Raw genomic sequence first — 15,614 nt, 5'->3', positions numbered from 1 at the left:
GGCTGAACAGAACAGAGCGCAGGCCGAACCACGTTAACGGGAGAACGGCGGTGAACCCCCAGGGACGCCCCTTCCCGAAGGAATTTGAAAACAGGCGGACCTCATCCCACCTGTCACAGTGGGGGCATGCGCTTCCGGCACCACGCCCCCAGCCCGCCACTGCGCGACCATGTGCAGGGCTACTGGGAACTGGAGGACCTGCACCTGGCGTGGCCGGAACAGAATTACAACCTCCCCGAACGCACCCTACGCCTGATGTTCTCGGCGGACCGGATTCTGCTGGGCTCCAGCGCCGACACCCTGCGCCCCATGCCCCCGGTGGTGCTGACGCCGTTTACCGTACAGCCCGAACGCGCCGTGGGGCAGGGCCGCTTGCGGGCGCTGGTGGCCGAACTGTACCCCTGGGGCGCGCGGCAACTGCTGGGCTGGCACGCCGCGCTGGCCCCCGACGCCCTGGACGACACCCTGAGCGCCAGCCCCTGGGGCCGCGAGGTGGTGGCGCTGGTCGCCCAGGGTGAATGGACCGCCGCCCGCGAGGCCCTGGACGCCCAGCTGCTGGCCCTGGCCGCCCAGCTTGCCCTGCCCTTCTCGCTAATGCAGGTGGCGCTGCCCATCCTGGCCCGCGACAGCCTGCACTGGGGCCCGGCGCAGGTGGGCACCGTCCTGATGGTCTCGGGGCTGTGCGACATCGTGGCGCAGGGCCTGCTGCTGCCCCACCTGGTGCGCGCCCTGGGCGAGGGTCGGCTGGCCCGCGCCGGGCTTGGGCTGGGGATTGGCGGCATGGTGGGTCTGGCCCTGCTGCCGCTGCACCCCGCAGCCCTGCTCGTTTACCTCAGCGTGGCGCTGCTGGCGCTGGGCGAGGGCGTGTACACCGCCTGCATGACCACCCTGATCTCGCTGGCAACCCCGGCCCACGAACAGGGCCGCGTGCAGGGCGGCGCCCAGGCCGTGGGCGAACTGGCGCAGGCCGCCGGACCCCTGATCAGCGGCCAGCTGTACGCGCGGCTGGGCCCGGCGGCCACCTTTGGCACCGGCGCGGCGGCGGTGGCGCTGGCCCTGGGCGTGCTGCTGGCCACCCCCCGCACAGCGCCCAACCGCCCGGAACCTGCGGCGACCTGAGCCAGACGCTGAGCAACCACAGTTCCATCTGACCCCACTGGCAAAGCGGCGCCGCAGATGATGGGTCTCGAAGAGCTTCGCAGACGAGGGCGCAGAAAGCCCCCTGTTCTAGACGATGTAGTGCCCGCCTGAGCTGGTCCACACCCTTGATACAAGACAGAAATCAGCGCCCCCGGCTGTGATGCTGGGGGCGCTGATTTCTGTCTTGGCCTTACTTCGCTTCGGCGTACCGGCGTGCCACTTCGTCCCAGTTCACCACATTCCAGAAAGCCTTCAGGTAGTCAGGGCGCTTGTTCTGGTAGTTCAGGTAGTAGGCGTGTTCCCACACGTCCACGCCCAGCAGGGGCGTGCCGCTCACGCCGGCCACGGCCTCGCCCATCAGAGGGTTGTCCTGGTTGGCGGTGCTCACCACGGCCAGCTGCCCGTTCTGCACGACCAGCCACGCCCAGCCGGAGCCGAAGCGGGTCTTGGCGGCGTCTTCAAACTTTTCCTTGAAGGCGTCATAGGACCCGAAAGCGGCCGTGATCGCGTCCATCAGTTCGCCGCTGGGCTGCCCGGCACCCTGGGGGCCCATGACCTGCCAGAACAGGCTGTGGTTGGCGTGGCCGCCCGCGTTGTTGCGCAGGGCATTCTTCTTGTCGCCCGGCACCTGATCAAGCTTCTGGATCAGTTCTTCCACCGGCAGACTGGCCAGCTCGGAGCCTTCCAGCGCCTTGTTCGCGTTGTCCACGTAGGTCTGGTGATGCTTGGTGTGGTGAATCTCCATGGTGCGGGCGTCAATGTGGGGTTCCAGGGCGTCGTAGGCGTAGGGCAGCTTGGGCAGTTCGTAGGCCATGATGGTGCTCCTTTTCAATCCCGGCTGGGGGGCAAGGCGCGGCACGGCGCTCGCGCTTGCAGCCGGACAACCGGCCAGTATCTTACGCGCCGCGTACAGATGAGGTGAGGCCCCGCGCGGTTAAGCTGAGCTTCATGTTGCGGCCCTGCGCCCCGTGCCACCGCGCGCCGCGCCAAATGCCTTAGCATGGGCGCCGATGCGTTCTCCGTTGCCCCGCGCTGTGCTCAACCGCCTCGAAACCGGGCGGCTGGTGGTGCTCAGCGTGCTGCTGGGCGCCCTGGTGGGGGGCCTGAGCATCGTCCTGCGCCTGACGCTGGACCTGCTGCTGGGGCTGGGCAGCCGCCTCACCGATTTCTCGCCGCCCGGCACCACCGGCGAGGGCGGCCTGATGATGGCCTTTGGCACCGCCCAGCCCTGGGGGCTGCTGGCCCTGCCCCTGATCGGCGCGGCGTGCGCGTGGCTGATTCCGTCCAGCCACGGCGATCCCCTCACGCAACTGGTGGGGGGCTACCACGCCCGGGGCCAGTGGCCGCCCCTGATCGCGCAGCTGCGCACACTGGGCGGCACCCTGCTGGGCTACGGGTCGGGGCTGATGGTGGGCCGCGACTCGGCCTTTACCATGACCGGGCAACTGGGCGCCCGCTTGATGCAGCGCGTGACCCGTCTGGACGGCGTGGAACTGCGTACCCTGACCCTGGCCGGCGGGGCCGCCGCGCTGGGGGCTGTGCTGCACGCGCCCCTGGCCGCAGCGGTGCTGGTGGCCGAGGTGCTCTACCGCCGCTTTGAATTCGAGTTCGAGGTGGTCATGCCCTGCGTGCTGGCGGCGGTGGCGGGCACGGCGGTCTACGGACTGGCCTTTGGCTTTACGCCGCTGCTGAGCATGCCCGACGTGCAGGTGCCGGCCGCGCCGCAGCTCCCCGCCTTCTTACTGGTGGCGCTGGTGGCCACCGCGATGGGCTGGCTGTCGCTGCTGGCCTGTCAGGTGCTGCCGGAACGCTGGACCGCTGACGGCCCGCTGCGGGTGGTGGTGGGTGCGGTGTTTGGCGCCCTGACCGCCGCCATTGCCGCCTTCAGCACCCCCGCCGTGCTGGGCGACGGCAGCGGCTGGTTGCAGCTGGGGGCGGCTGGCTTCCTGGGCCCGGAGGCCGCTGGGCAGGGCGCGTGGCGCTGGCTGCTGCTGGCCATCGGCGCGCGCATTGCGTTGGGCGGGGGCGTGCTGCCGTCGGTGGCGGTCGGCGGCCTGATCGGCACCGGCATGGGCAGCCTGCTGGGCATTGACACCGCCGTGGCCTGCATGGTGGGCGCGGTGGCCTTTTTGACGGTCACGTTGAACGTGCCGCTGGCAGCGGGCCTGCTGGCCGTGACCTGGGGCGGCGAAACGCTACTGCCCCTGGCGCTGGTGGCCAGCGGACTGGCCCACACCCTCAGCGGCACCAGTGGGCTGGTGCCCACGCAGCTGGGCGCCCGGCGAGACAGCCCGGTCCATGCCGGGGGCCCGGCGTGGCTGCCCGACACCGTGCGCCTGCGCCCCCGCCGCGTGCCAACAGCAGCCCCCAGCGCCCCCGTTCCCTACGACGCCCCCGAAGCCACCCTGCAGGAAGCCGACCTGCTGCCCCCACCGTCCAGTGAACGCGAGCTGTACCGCCGCACGGTGCCGCCCAGCTGGCACGGCGCCCGCATGCAGGTGGTCAGCCTGCCGCCCGGCGTGGAAATTGTGGGCGTGGTGCGCGACGGCACCGTGCGCCTGCCACGCCCCCAGCTGCGCCTGACGCCCAGCGACGAGCTGGTGTTCCTGGCCCGCCCGGATGCCTACGCCGCGCTGGAAGGCATCCTGCGTTTGCCCGGCTCGTGAAGAGAGGAGTGAGGCCAGGGTCCATGACCGACCGCCTCACCTGAAAGCAAAGGGGCCTGGACGGTGAGCTGCGGCGAACTCCTCCGTCCCTTCGTTAAACCCAAGGGGCGACGCCAAGAGTCCCGCCTTTTTCCCCGGGAAGCCCGGAGAAGGCCTCTACCTCTCGCTCAGCGCTGGCGCAGGTCCCGCAGCAGAGCAAAGCCCAGCACGTTCAGCACGGTCAGCATCACGGCCGTTCCAGCAGCGGCCAGCCACTCGCCGCGCCCCACCTGCAACACCAGACTGGCCAACCCGCCCAGATTCACGCTGAGCAGCACCAGAATCAGCAGGCCCACGATCATGGGCCGCCCGCACGGGGCCTGAAGAGCAACCTGGGCACCCTCATGCCCCGCACTGTAGCGGCATAGTGGAAGCACCGTGAAGCCTCTGTCCCGCCCTGCCCTGCTGGTTCCGCTGCTCACCGCTGGCCTGCTGAGCAGCTGCCTGCCGGCCACCACCGGGCCGCGCATGGACGACCTGCGCACCGTGCCCGACGCGGCGTGGCAACCCCTAGACCTGCTGAACCAGTCGGCGCTGCCAGCCAGCCGGGTGCTGCCCCTGGAGGACGCCGCCCGCCGGGCCCCCCTGGGCAGCCTGATCGTGGGGTGCCAGCGCGTGCGGGCGGTGTACGGCGAATGCACCCACATCACCCGCAAGGTCAGCGAGGCGGCACTGAGCGAGGAAACCGGCCCCATTGGCACGGGGGCGCGCCTGCGACCACTGGACAGCCTGAAGTCGCGCGACCTGATTCTGGTGCTCGACAGCGGCGTGCGGCCCCAGCACTGGGCCGCCATGAATGCCGAAGTCGCACGGCTTCAGGGGGCACCGTACCTGCTGGGCGGCCAGGTGAATGCCTTTGACTGCGCCACCTACCAGAACGCGCTGCAGCGAGCGATGGGCCTGCCCGAGGCGGTGCCCTACGACCCCCGCTGGCACGCCTATCTGCCGCTGGGGGCCCTGAGCGCCCCTGGCAACACCCTCCTGTGGGCGGGCGTCGGACCGGGCGTGCAGCCCCAGGGCCCAGGTCTGCCTTGAAGGCAGATCAGCATTTGGCTGGGCTCACGGTGACCCCAGCCAAGAGCACCGGCCTAACGCGCCGCGTTTCCTCATGCCCCCTTTGCCCAAGGTCGGAAGCGGCCTGGCCGAGCTCTTGATCTTCGACAACACGCACCCTGACAGCCTTAAAGCAAAGCCGAAGACTCAAAGTTCCTCACTTGACCACAGCAACAGCGCCACCCCTTTCGGAGTGGCGCTGGCCTGCTGGGCGGCTTAGGACTTGCCTTTGCCCTTGCCCGGGTTGGTATCGGGCTTGCCCTTGTCGGACTTGTTCTTGTCGTCCTTGCTCTTGCTGTCATCGGGCGTGGTGGCGGGCGGCGCCGGCGGCTCGGCGCGCAGGGTGCGGTTCACCACGGCTGGCAGCGGCAGGGACTGCATTTTGCCGTTCGGGCCCATCCACTCGATCTTGATCGCGCCAGGACGGGTGAGGTCACGGGTGACGTTCACGGTGGTGGCGTCCCCCGTCTTGGGCTGCAGGCGCACGGCCTTTACGTCGGCCAGCGTCTTGCCCGCGTTCAGGGTGACCGTGCCGTCAGCGTTCACGGTGCCAATCACGGCGCCGCTGCTGTCCAGCAGGCTGGCCGTGCCACCCGAGGCCAGGAAGCTGGCCCAGGCGTCTTTCAACTGGGCTGGCACCTGACCGGGCAGGGTCACGGTGCTGGTGGTGGGGGCGGGCGCCGGGGTGGTCTGGGCCAGTGCAGGCGCCAGGGTCAGCGCGGCAGTCACGAGCAGAGCAATGCGTTTAGACATGCGGATACCTCCTGTCAATGAACCGATCTCGCCCGTCCTTGAGCTGATGGTGCGGGCGATGTCGTGAGGTCCGTAGAGTGTCATGGCTGGCTGACGGCTTTCTGTCCACACATGAACACCTCTGCACATACGGCACACCACTGACCCAGGGCCATGCGCCAACGCGTGTTAGCCTCGGGCACGTGATTGACCGTTACCTGACCCCGGAAATGAAGGCGCTGTGGAGCGAGGCCAGCAAATACCGCGCGTGGCTGCGTGTGGAACTGGCGGCCATGGAGGCGCAGGCCCGGCACAGCGAGGTGCCCCAGGAAGCGTTCGAGGCCCTCACCGAGCGCAGCAAGGCCGACCCCCTGGACGACGCCTTTGCCCAGAAGGTGGCCGAGATAGAAGCGGTGACCCGCCACGACATCGTGGCCTTTACCCGCGCGCTGACCGACCGGTACGGCGAAGAGGCGCGCTTCATCCACCACGGCCTGACCAGCACCGATGTGGTGGACACCGCCCAGAATCTGCTGCTGGACGAAGCCCTGGGCCTGATCATCACGGACGTGGAAGCCCTGCGCGAGGTCTGCCGCACCCAGGCGGTGGCCCACAAGCACACGCCCACCGTGGGCCGCACCCACGGCATTCACGCCGAGCCCATGACCTTTGGCCTGAAGTTCCTGAACTGGATGGCCACCCTGGACCGCGACCTCGAGCGTCTGCACGCCGCCCGGAAGCGCGTGCAGGTGGTCATGCTCTCGGGCTCGGTGGGCACCTACGCGCACGTCTCGCCGCGCGTGGAGGAAGAGGTGGCCCACGGCTGGGGCTGGCAACCCGCCCCCGTGACCAACCAGACCCTGGCCCGTGACCGCCACGCCGAGGTGCTCTCCGCCCTGGCGATTCTGGGCACCACCCTGGAGCGGATTGCCGTGGAAATCCGCCACCTGCAGCGCAGCGAGGTGCGCGAGGCCATGGAGCCTTTCGGCAAGGGGCAGACCGGCAGTTCGTCCATGCCGCACAAGAAAAACCCCATCCTGACTGAGAACGTGACTGGCTTTGCTCGCCTGCTGCGCGGCTTTCTGGCGACCGGCCTGGAAAACGTGGCGCTGTGGCACGAGCGCGACATCAGCCATTCCAGCGCCGAGCGCGTGATTCTGCCCGACGCCACGGCCAGCGCCAGCTACGCCACCCGCCGCCTGACCGGCGTGCTGCGTGACCTCGAGGTGTTCCCCGAACGCATGCTGCGCAACCTGAACGATCTGGGCGGACTGGTGTACAGCCAGCGGGTGCTGCACGCCCTGATTGACGAGAAGGGCATGTCACGCGAAGCCGCCTACGGGCTGGTGCAGCGCAATGCCCTGCGCTCCTGGGAAACCGGCGAGGGCCTGCGCGACCTGCTGAAAGCCGACCCTGAAAACACCCTCAGCGACGCCGAACTGAACGCCGCGTTCGACCTGAACTGGTATCTGCGTCATGTGAACGACATCTACGCCCGCTTCGGGTTGTAAGAGAAGTAGGCTGGCCCACGCCGGACCCCGGGGATAGGCCCTGGGGTCCGGCACTGTTGCGGGAAGTTGGGGGCGGGGAAGCGGCGCCTTGATCGTGGACCAGCCACTCTTCCCCAGCAAACCTCGGGCGGTGAGGTCGGAAAGGCGACCTCCGCGCAGCAATGGAAACAGCCTGAGAGGAGGTGGGCCGTTGATGACTGCGCCTCTCCCCTCAAAAAAAACGCGGACAGGCGCTGCAATGACCTGGGAGAACCCTGACCCACCAGCCTCGGCCTTAACGGATCGCTAACGCCCGGCGGGGTACGGTGGCGCCACCCCGGAGGTCCTTCATGTTTGAGCGCCCATCCCGCTTCCGTTCGCCCCGCGCCAACCTCCGCCTGCCGCCGCATCTTGCGCCCGCCCCTGTGCCGCAAGGCCCAGAAGAGGCCGAATGGGACAGCGTACCCCCACCCGCCACGGAACCCGCGCGCCGGACGACCCCGGCCGCCGTGCAACGGGCGCTGGTGGCCCCCACCCTGCAGGCGGCCTCGCTGCTGCGCGCCGACCAGGCGGCCCAGAGTGGGCTGGCCGCCGCCGTACAGCGGGCCCAGGGCGAGGTGAACCAAAGCGGGGCCGCCCTGGCCGAAGCTGGGGTCACGCCGCTGAGCCTGAGCGCGTGGCAGCGCCAGCCTGCCCCTACGATGCCGCCCCCACCCACGCAGCTGGCGCCGGTGCAGCGCGCCGCCGTCACCGGGCAGGCTCTGGGCGAGGTCGGCGCGGCCTACGGGCAATTTGCGCCCTATATACCAGCCACCGAACGCGCCGCGCACGCGCTGGGCGTGGTGCAGCGTCATGTGCAGGCGGGGGCGGACCAGGAGACCTTGCTGGCGGCGTTGCAGCGGCAGGCCGCCCAGGAACCGTTCGGTGCGCAGGCTTACGCGGCGGCCGTGCAGCGCGTGCAGGCCCAGGACGCCGCCCTGCAGCGGGCAATGACAGCCCACGCCCTGCAGGGCCAGCACGCGGCCCGCACGCACGAGTTGGCCGAATTGCAGGGCCAGCAGGCCGCGCAGCACTTGCAGACCGTGACACAGCGGGTGCAGGCGCGCCAGGGCGGGGGCGAGCCGCTGCCCGCAGCGGTATTGCGCCACCTGGAAGCGGGCCTGAACGCCGACCTCTCGCGCGTGCGGGTCCATACGGACAGTGAAGCGGCCCAGCTGGCCAGCAGCCTTCAGGCCACCGCCTTCACCACCGGGACGGACATCTACTTCGCCGCGAACCAGTACAACCCGCACAGCGCCTCTGGCCTGGAACTCCTGGCCCACGAGGCGACCCATGTGGTGCAGCAGGCTCAGGGTAGGGTTCAGGCCGGCCTGGACCCCGACGCCGGGAAGGAGCAGGAAGCGCAGCAGATGGGGAAGCGGCTGGCTGTCATGGGTGGGCCGGGCGGCGCGGGTGCGGGTCCTGCACCCCACCCAGCAACCCAGGCGGCGCCGGGCACAGTGCAGCGGCAAATCAAGAAGAAGGGCAAGCGCTCAGAGCTGTACCTGAAATTTCCAGAGTTGGCCCTGCGCAAGGCATTTGACGACATGTCGTCCCGAAAACAGGGCGCACCGGCCAACTTTTACGACAGCCAGTACCAGACCCTACTCAAAGCCATTTACAAGGAAGGGAAGGCCTACACCCTCATCGCCGCCGTCAGGGAAGCCGATGACCGCTACATTCAGAAATTCGGCGCCCTGGACATCAAACCAGCCAATCCGGGAACTGTGCTGGCTGACTGCGACGACGTCATTGACCTCCTGAAAACCAAGAAGCGCAAGGTGGACACGATGGAGGACAAGCTGATCACCAAAAAGCACCGTGTGGCAGTGGACGCCGTGCTAAATGTGGTCCCGCTGACCGATCAGGATGTCCTGAACCTAATGCCCGCCAAGGGCGACCAGTACCCGCACTTTACCCAGGCCCTTTTCAAAAACCATATCCCCGACATGGTGCAGACCCGCGAGGCCATGGAAGAGGTCTGCGAAACGCTGGTGAGCAACGACCACTCCAATGGCGGCATGTTCAGTGTGTCAGGCAAGGGCTCCATGTTCGAATCGTTCGTGGACAAGACCGTGCTGGGGAGCGGGGGCCGGGTGACGGTCAGCAAGCAGGGCCAGATGAACCAGACCCGCTCCTCCGACAGTTATGACAGCGCGACGCAAACGCTCTATGACGCCAAGTTCTATTACACCAAGGTGCCGCTCGGGACAAACAACGACCAGCACGACGACTACGTGCGGATTTTGCGAAAAGGCTACGACGGCGACGGCGGCGAGAAGATCAGCAAGGTCTGCTATGTGTTCCCAGGCAAGCGGCAAGCCGAACTGAACACCCATCTCAAGGTCAATCTGGGCGGCGGCAAGAAGGTGGAGGTGGCGTATATCAGCAAAGGCACCAGTCCTCAGTTGAAGCACCTCTGAGGCGCTGTGCCGGGCGCAGTATTCTCACCCACATGGGCTTTCTCGTTCGGCTGCTGGTCAGCGCGCTCGCGCTGTATTTGCTGACCCGGGTGTACAGCGGGGTCAGTTTCGTGCCCGGCGCGGATGCGGTCAGCATTCTGATTGCCGCTGTGGTCATGGGCGTGGTGAACGCCCTGGTGCGCCCGGTGCTGCTGCTGCTGTCGCTGCCGGTGAACGTGCTGACCCTGGGGCTGTTTACCCTGGTGGTGAACGGCATTGTCCTGTGGCTGGTGGCGGCGGCCACGGCCCTGAACGTGTCGGGCTTTGGGGCCGCTGTGGTGGGGGCGCTGATTCTGGGCGTGATTTCCTGGGTGCTGGACGGCGTGGTGGGCGCCCTGGGACTGGACGGGCGCCGTGAGTAACGCCCCCCGCCTGCTGACCACCCCCGCCGAACTGCGCGCCGCCCGCAGCGGCGGCCCGGTGGCGCTGGTGCCCACCATGGGCTACCTGCACGAGGGCCACGCGACCCTGATCCGGGGGGCCCGGGGGCTGGTGCCCGGCGGGCAGGTGGTGGTGAGCGTGTTCGTGAACCCCATGCAGTTTGGCCCGCAGGAAGACCTGGGCCGCTACCCCCGCGATCTGCCGCGCGACCTGCAGATCGCCGGGGACGCAGGGGCGGATGTGCTCTTTCACCCCACGCCCGAGACCATGTACCCGGCGGGCTTCGCCACCCAGGTGACGGTGGGGGGCGTCAGCGAGGGGCTGGACGGCGCCGCGCGGCCCGGGCACTTTACTGGCGTCGCCACGGTGGTCCTGAAACTCTTCAACCTGGTGCAGCCGCAGTACGCGCTGTTTGGCGAGAAAGACTGGCAGCAGTTGGCGGTGATTCGCCGCATGGTCACTGACCTGAACGTGCCCGTGGAGGTGCGCGGCGTGCCCACGGTGCGCGAAAGCTCCGGGCTGGCCCTGAGCAGCCGCAACAGTTACCTGACGGGCGAGCAGCGTGCCGAGGCCACCGTGCTGTCGCGCGCCCTGAAGGCTGTGCAGGCCGCTTACACCGGGGGCGAGCGGCGCACCCAGGCACTGGAGGCGGCCGGCCTCGCAGTTCTGGCGGCCCACCCAGAGGTCACCCTGGACTACCTGAAGGTGGTGGACGGTGACATGCAGGCAGGCGAAATGGTGGACAATAATCCCATGAACCGCGTGCTTGTGGCGGCCCGGATGTTCGGGGTGCGCCTGATTGACAACATGCCCCTACATGCTGGGGAGGGCGGCGCATGACCCTGGACGAACTGCTGCGCGAAATGGTCTCCCGCCGCGCCTCGGACGTGCACCTGCAGGCGGGCAGCCCGCCGATGGGCCGCATTGACGGGCAACTCGTGCCCTTCGGCACCCAGCCCCTGATGCCCCCCGACACCCAGCTGCTGGCCCAGGCCCTGATGAGCCCCGACCAGTGGGACGATTTCACCTACCGCAACGAACTGGACCTTGCTTACAGCGTTTCAGGCCTGGGGCGCTTCCGCTGCAACGTGTTCCGGCAGCGCGGCGCGGTGGGTATGGTCATGCGGATTGTCTCGGACGCCATCCCCGGCTTCGAGGCGCTGGGTCTGCCCGCCGATGTGCTGCGCAAGCTGGCCGAAAACCCGCGCGGCCTGATCCTGGTCACGGGGCCCACGGGCAGCGGCAAGACCACCACGCTCTCCAGCCTGATTGACCACATCAACCGCACCTACGCCTACAACATCATCACGGTGGAAGACCCCATCGAGATTCTGCACAAGAACAAGAAAAGCATCGTGGTGCAGCGCGAGGTCGGCAGTGACACCCGCGATTTCCGCACCGCCCTGAAGTACGCCATGCGCCAGGACCCCGACGTGATCATGATCGGGGAAATGCGCGACAAGGAAACGGTGGAAGCGGCCCTCTCGGCGGCGCAGACCGGCCACCTCGTGCTCAGCACCCTGCACACGCAGGACGCCGTGCGCTCGGTCAACCGCATCATCGACTTCTTTCCGCCCTACGAACGCGATCAGGTGCGGCTGCAACTGGCCGAGTCTCTGGTGGGCATCATCAGCCAGCGCCTGCTGCGCCGCGCCGACGGCGTGGGCCGCGTGCTGGGCCTGGAAGTCATGCTGAATACGCCCCTCATTCAGGACTACATCAAGGACGAGGACAAGACCCCGCTGATCAAGGACGCCCTGATCGAGGACAACATTCGCGGCATGCACACCTTCGACCAGCATCTGGTGCAGCTGTACCGCAACACGCTGATCACCATGGACGAGGCGCTGGCGGCGGCCACCAGCCCGCACGAAGTGAAGCTGATGGTCACGCGGGCGGGGGCGGCGTACTGAAGGGCGGGTTGTGGGAAGTGGGTTGTGGGAAGTGGGAAAAGCCCTTGGGCGCGCCATCCCGCTGGTGAACTCCTTATTTGACAATGATGGGGACCGCTTCGGAGTGCTATCTGGCGGTGCTCGACAAACACGCTGTTTTTACCCCTTTTACCCCTCTCCCTTGCATGGGACGTGCAGAGCGGCGCGGCCGAGGGTGTTGAGGGGGCCGACCTCCCAGGCGACGTGTTCACAACGGCCGCCCTGCACCGCTCGAAAACTGTTCTTGCCATTGTTTCAAACCCCTTCTTGCCGGCTCCAGGTGCACCATTCAGGGCCTGGAGCCGGTGCTCTTTGTACCTCTGGCCTGTCTGTTCCTGCCCGTATGGCTGGGCTTTGGGGGCATGGTAAGCTGCGCGTGTCAGCGCGGCGTTAGTGGAAACAAGGGGCATTCTCGTTCACGTACCCCGGTTATCCGAACCAGTCCTCTCCCCTTTCCTGGGAGCAGGGCGCCACTCCCGGATAAGAGCAGGGGCGAAGGTAGGCACACATGGCAGACGTTGTTCTGGAGCACATCAACAAGCGCTACGGCACCAAGCACCACGCGGTGAAGGACTTCAACCTGCACATTCAGGACCGCGAATTCATGGTGTTCGTGGGGCCGTCGGGCTGCGGAAAGTCCACCACCCTGCGCATGATCGCGGGCCTGGAAGACATCAGCGAGGGCATTCTGAAGATTGGCGACCGCGTCGTGAACGACGTGCCGCCCAAGGACCGCGACATTGCGATGGTCTTTCAGAATTACGCGCTGTACCCCCACATGAACGTCTACGAGAACATGGCCTTTGGCCTGAAGCTGCGCAAGACCCCCAAGGCAGAAATTGACAAGCGCGTGCGAGAAGCCGCCAAGATTCTGCAGATCGAGCACCTGCTGGGCCGCAAGCCCAAGGAGCTCTCGGGCGGTCAGCGCCAGCGCGTGGCGATGGGCCGCGCCATCGTGCGCGAGCCCAAAGTGTTCCTGATGGACGAGCCGCTCTCTAACCTGGACGCCAAGCTGCGCGTGGAGATGCGCTCGCAGATTTCCCAGCTGCACCGCCGCCTGGGCGCCACGATTGTCTACGTGACCCACGATCAGGTGGAAGCCATGACGCTGGGCAACCGCATCGTGGTCATGCGTGACGGCGTGATCATGCAGGTGGACACGCCCATGAACCTCTACGACTTCCCCCAGAACAAGTTCGTCGCGGGCTTTATCGGCAGCCCCTCCATGAATTTCCTGTCGGGCAAGGTCGTGAACGGCGAGTTCGTGATTGGCGAGAGCCGCGTCTCGGCCATGGGCCGCCTCGCCCAGAGCCTGAAGCCCTACGAGGGCAAGGACGTGTTGATGGGCATTCGCCCCGAGCACCTGGGCATGGTGGGTATGACCGATATTCCGCGTGGCGCCAACGTGCTGCGCGGGCAGGTTGTGGTCGTCGAGCCCCTGGGTGCCCAGACTGACCTGATTATTGAGGTGGCGGGCCAGAACATCACCGCCAAGGTGGAAGGCCAGGCCAACGTGATGCCCGGAGACGCCATTGAGCTGGTGGTGGACCAGACCCGTCTGCACGCCTTTGACCCCACCACCGAAGTCGCCATTGACCGGGGCACGCCCGCTGGCACCCGTGGGCAGGCCGACACGCCAGGGCTGGGCTACGAATACGCGCCCACCCACGTGACGGCCACCACCTTCTAAACACCCACGCCGTTACAGACAGGCGCCACCCCCGAGCTATCTGGGGTGGCGCCTGTCTGTGTTGGGTTGGTGCCCCAAGCCAGGGGCACGCACGCACTAAGCAATGCTTTAGAATCGGCGCACCCATGACCAGATGCCCCTGTGCCGCGCGCGCAGGCCAGACGGTTTTTCTTACCAAGGAGTGCCCATGAAAAAGACCCTGCTGTCCATCGCGGCCCTGACCCTTCTCGCTTCCGGTGCGCAGGCCCGCACTTGGGAAGCCATCAAGCAGTCCGGCACCATCAAGATTGGCACCGAAGGCGCGTTCCCGCCCTTCAACGTGCAAAAAGGCAAGGAACTGAGCGGTTTCGAGGTCGAACTGGCCGAGGCCCTGGCCAAGCAGCTGGGCCTGAAGGTTCAGTGGGTTGTCCAGCCGTTCGATGGCCTGCTGATTGGTCTGCAGCAAGACCGCTTTGACTTCGTGATCGCCAGCCACGGCATCACCCCGGAGCGCGCCAAGGCCGTGGACTTCGCCAATCCCCACTACTGCACGGGCGGCACCATTGTGAGCATGAAGGGCGGACCCAAAACGGCCGCCGATCTGAAGGGCAAAGTGGTGGCCGTGCAGGTGGGGACCACCTACCTGTCTGGCGTTCAGAAGTTGCCCGGCGTTAAGCCCCTGGTGTTCCCGAAGGACACCGACGCGCAGACCGCCCTGATGACGGGCCGCGCCGCTGCCTGGGTGGGCGACAAGTTCACCGGCCTGGATCTGGTCAAGGCACAGAAGGGCAAGCTGCAGCAGGGCGACATGCTGTTCAGCGAGCGCATCGGTATGGCCGTGAAAAAGGGCAACAGTGGCCTGCTCAAAGAGCTGAACGCCGCGCTGGCCAAGGCCCTGTCCAACGGCACCTACGCCAAGATCAGCAGCAAGTACTTCGGTCAGGACATCCGCTGTAAATAACCTCGTCCTGGAGCCCAGCCTTTCCTCCGGTCATCTGGAAACAGGCTGGGCCAATGACTTCACTGTAAAATCGAGGCCTGAGTGACTCTTAAATCCCAATCTGCGCGTCCGGTGGCCGGGGGAGGCAACTTGGCCCTCTGGCTGCTGGGCGCCGCAGTGTCTTTTCTGGTGCTGTTCTGGCTGATTACCCAGATCCTGCAGCAGCCATTCTTGCCTTCAGCCATCCGCGAAAATGCTTCCCTCTTTGTAGAGGGCGCACAGGTCACGCTCTACCTCACCCTCATCAGCGGCGTGATCGGTCTGGTGCTGGGCGTACTGCTGGGGCTGGGCAAGATGGCTGGCAGTCCCATGCTGGCCTCATCTTCCAGCCTGCCGGGCAGGCTCTTGCGCGGCGCGGTGGCCCTGGTCTGCAACTTCCTCATTTGGATTGTCCGGGGCACGCCCCTGTACGTTCAGTTGCTCTTCGCCTATTACGCTCTGCCAGAGATTCTGCCGCCCTACAAGGCGCTGCTGACCTGGGCAGACACCCTGAATCTCATTCCGTCCATCCCGGTGATGTCGGTGTTTGTGGCGGCCATCGTGGCGCTGTCCATGAATGTGGCGGCGTACAACGCCGAAGTGATCCGTGGGGGCATCCAGGGCGTGCCTCGGGGCCAGGGGGAAGCGGCGCGCTCCCTGGGCCTCAGCACGTCCCAGGCGATGTCAACTGTGATTTTGCCGCAGGCCCTGCGCCTCAGCCTGCCTGCCCTGGTCAACAACATTGTGGCGCTGCTCAAGGACTCGTCGCTGGCCGCCGTGATCGGCGTCACGGAACTCGCCAAGATTGCAGATCAGGTGCGTTCCTCAACCTTCCAGCCCATTCCGGCCCTGGCGGTGGCGGCCTGCGTCTACCTGGCCCTTACCACCGTCCTCACCCTGTTCACCGATCAGCTGGAAAAGCGGGTCAAGATCGCTTCCCGCTGAGGTTGTTCAGATCAAGCGCGCGCTCCTCTGCAAGGGGCGCGCGCTTCTCTGGCCTTCAGGACGTGGCATCAACCTGGAGTGCTGCCGC

General features: G+C 66.9%; 14 protein-coding genes. 11 read left to right on the top strand and 3 right to left on the bottom strand.

Annotated elements, in window-relative coordinates; genetic code table 11:
• Positions 1–126: 126 nt before the first annotated feature.
• Positions 127–1,119 carry an MFS transporter gene (locus KMW22_RS03170; protein ID WP_221088586.1) on the top strand — a complete coding sequence of 331 codons (993 nt, stop codon included), beginning with the start codon at positions 127–129 and terminating at the stop codon, positions 1,117–1,119.
• Positions 1,120–1,330: 211 nt separating this feature from the next.
• Here KMW22_RS03170 and sodA read toward each other — a convergent pair whose 3' ends face one another.
• Positions 1,331–1,954: a superoxide dismutase gene (gene sodA, locus KMW22_RS03165; RefSeq protein ID WP_221088585.1), complete on the bottom strand. Its 624-nt coding sequence runs from the start codon at positions 1,952–1,954 to the stop codon at positions 1,331–1,333.
• A gap of 196 nt (positions 1,955–2,150) precedes the next feature.
• Between sodA and KMW22_RS03160 the strand changes: the two genes are divergently transcribed.
• Positions 2,151–3,806 carry a chloride channel protein gene (locus tag KMW22_RS03160; protein WP_221088584.1) on the top strand — a complete coding sequence of 552 codons (1,656 nt, stop codon included), beginning with the start codon at positions 2,151–2,153 and terminating at the stop codon, positions 3,804–3,806.
• A 167-nt stretch (positions 3,807–3,973) separates the two neighbouring features.
• On the opposite strand, the gene KMW22_RS03155 is transcribed toward KMW22_RS03160, so the two are convergent.
• A complete protein-coding gene (locus KMW22_RS03155; protein WP_221088583.1) occupies positions 3,974–4,147 on the bottom strand; it encodes a hypothetical protein in 174 nt (57 codons plus the stop codon).
• A gap of 76 nt (positions 4,148–4,223) precedes the next feature.
• Between KMW22_RS03155 and KMW22_RS03150 the strand changes: the two genes are divergently transcribed.
• Positions 4,224–4,880 (top strand): hypothetical protein, encoded by a 657-nt coding sequence (locus KMW22_RS03150; protein WP_221088582.1) that lies wholly within the window; start codon positions 4,224–4,226, stop codon positions 4,878–4,880.
• 234 nt (positions 4,881–5,114) lie between these two features.
• On the opposite strand, the gene KMW22_RS03145 is transcribed toward KMW22_RS03150, so the two are convergent.
• Positions 5,115–5,651 carry a hypothetical protein gene (locus KMW22_RS03145; protein ID WP_221088581.1) on the bottom strand — a complete coding sequence of 179 codons (537 nt, stop codon included), beginning with the start codon at positions 5,649–5,651 and terminating at the stop codon, positions 5,115–5,117.
• 182 nt (positions 5,652–5,833) lie between these two features.
• Here KMW22_RS03145 and purB point away from each other — a divergent pair, with 182 nt between their 5' ends.
• The 8 genes from purB (at position 5,834) to KMW22_RS03105 (ending at position 15,526) form a co-directional block, all read left to right on the top strand.
• Entirely contained in the window at positions 5,834–7,141 is a 1,308-nt protein-coding gene (gene purB, locus KMW22_RS03140; RefSeq protein ID WP_221088580.1) for an adenylosuccinate lyase, read from the top strand.
• 329 nt (positions 7,142–7,470) lie between these two features.
• Complete coding sequence (locus KMW22_RS03135) at positions 7,471–9,582, top strand: eCIS core domain-containing protein (protein ID WP_221088579.1); 2,112 nt, start codon at positions 7,471–7,473, stop codon at positions 9,580–9,582.
• 32 nt (positions 9,583–9,614) lie between these two features.
• Complete coding sequence (locus tag KMW22_RS03130; protein WP_221088578.1) at positions 9,615–9,983, top strand: phage holin family protein; 369 nt, start codon at positions 9,615–9,617, stop codon at positions 9,981–9,983.
• Positions 9,976–10,842, top strand: a complete 867-nt coding sequence (panC, locus tag KMW22_RS03125; RefSeq protein ID WP_221088577.1) for a pantoate--beta-alanine ligase — start codon at positions 9,976–9,978, stop codon at positions 10,840–10,842. Before KMW22_RS03130 ends, panC begins: the two co-directional genes overlap by 8 nt.
• Positions 10,839–11,915: a type IV pilus twitching motility protein PilT gene (locus KMW22_RS03120; RefSeq protein WP_221088576.1), complete on the top strand. Its 1,077-nt coding sequence runs from the start codon at positions 10,839–10,841 to the stop codon at positions 11,913–11,915. The genes panC and KMW22_RS03120 overlap by 4 nt, the downstream gene beginning before the upstream one ends.
• Before the next feature lie 526 nt (positions 11,916–12,441).
• Positions 12,442–13,623, top strand: coding sequence for an ABC transporter ATP-binding protein (locus KMW22_RS03115; RefSeq protein ID WP_221088575.1), 1,182 nt, complete (start codon positions 12,442–12,444; stop codon positions 13,621–13,623).
• Positions 13,624–13,810: 187 nt separating this feature from the next.
• Positions 13,811–14,563 carry an ABC transporter substrate-binding protein gene (locus tag KMW22_RS03110; protein WP_221088574.1) on the top strand — a complete coding sequence of 251 codons (753 nt, stop codon included), beginning with the start codon at positions 13,811–13,813 and terminating at the stop codon, positions 14,561–14,563.
• A gap of 81 nt (positions 14,564–14,644) precedes the next feature.
• Positions 14,645–15,526, top strand: coding sequence for an amino acid ABC transporter permease (locus KMW22_RS03105; RefSeq protein ID WP_328774576.1), 882 nt, complete (start codon positions 14,645–14,647; stop codon positions 15,524–15,526).
• The last annotated feature ends 88 nt before the right edge of the window (positions 15,527–15,614 follow it).

The organism is Deinococcus aquaedulcis (genome assembly GCF_019693445.1).
Lineage (GTDB): Bacteria > Deinococcota > Deinococci > Deinococcales > Deinococcaceae > Deinococcus > Deinococcus aquaedulcis.
This window is presented reverse-complemented; position numbering and strand designations above follow the sequence as displayed.

What these genes read in the sequence shown, in the direction of transcription:
- KMW22_RS03170 (WP_221088586.1), top strand. Translation starts at nt 127, where the DNA reads ATGCGCTTCCGGCACCACGCCCCCAGCCCGCCACTGCGCGACCATGTG.
- sodA (WP_221088585.1), bottom strand. Translation starts at nt 1,954, where the DNA reads ATGGCCTACGAACTGCCCAAGCTGCCCTACGCCTACGACGCCCTGGAA.
- KMW22_RS03160 (WP_221088584.1), top strand. Translation starts at nt 2,151, where the DNA reads ATGCGTTCTCCGTTGCCCCGCGCTGTGCTCAACCGCCTCGAAACCGGG.
- KMW22_RS03155 (WP_221088583.1), bottom strand. Translation starts at nt 4,147, where the DNA reads ATGATCGTGGGCCTGCTGATTCTGGTGCTGCTCAGCGTGAATCTGGGC.
- KMW22_RS03145 (WP_221088581.1), bottom strand. Translation starts at nt 5,651, where the DNA reads ATGTCTAAACGCATTGCTCTGCTCGTGACTGCCGCGCTGACCCTGGCG.
- KMW22_RS03135 (WP_221088579.1), top strand. Translation starts at nt 7,471, where the DNA reads ATGTTTGAGCGCCCATCCCGCTTCCGTTCGCCCCGCGCCAACCTCCGC.
- KMW22_RS03130 (WP_221088578.1), top strand. Translation starts at nt 9,615, where the DNA reads ATGGGCTTTCTCGTTCGGCTGCTGGTCAGCGCGCTCGCGCTGTATTTG.
- KMW22_RS03120 (WP_221088576.1), top strand. Translation starts at nt 10,839, where the DNA reads ATGACCCTGGACGAACTGCTGCGCGAAATGGTCTCCCGCCGCGCCTCG.
- KMW22_RS03115 (WP_221088575.1), top strand. Translation starts at nt 12,442, where the DNA reads ATGGCAGACGTTGTTCTGGAGCACATCAACAAGCGCTACGGCACCAAG.
- KMW22_RS03110 (WP_221088574.1), top strand. Translation starts at nt 13,811, where the DNA reads ATGAAAAAGACCCTGCTGTCCATCGCGGCCCTGACCCTTCTCGCTTCC.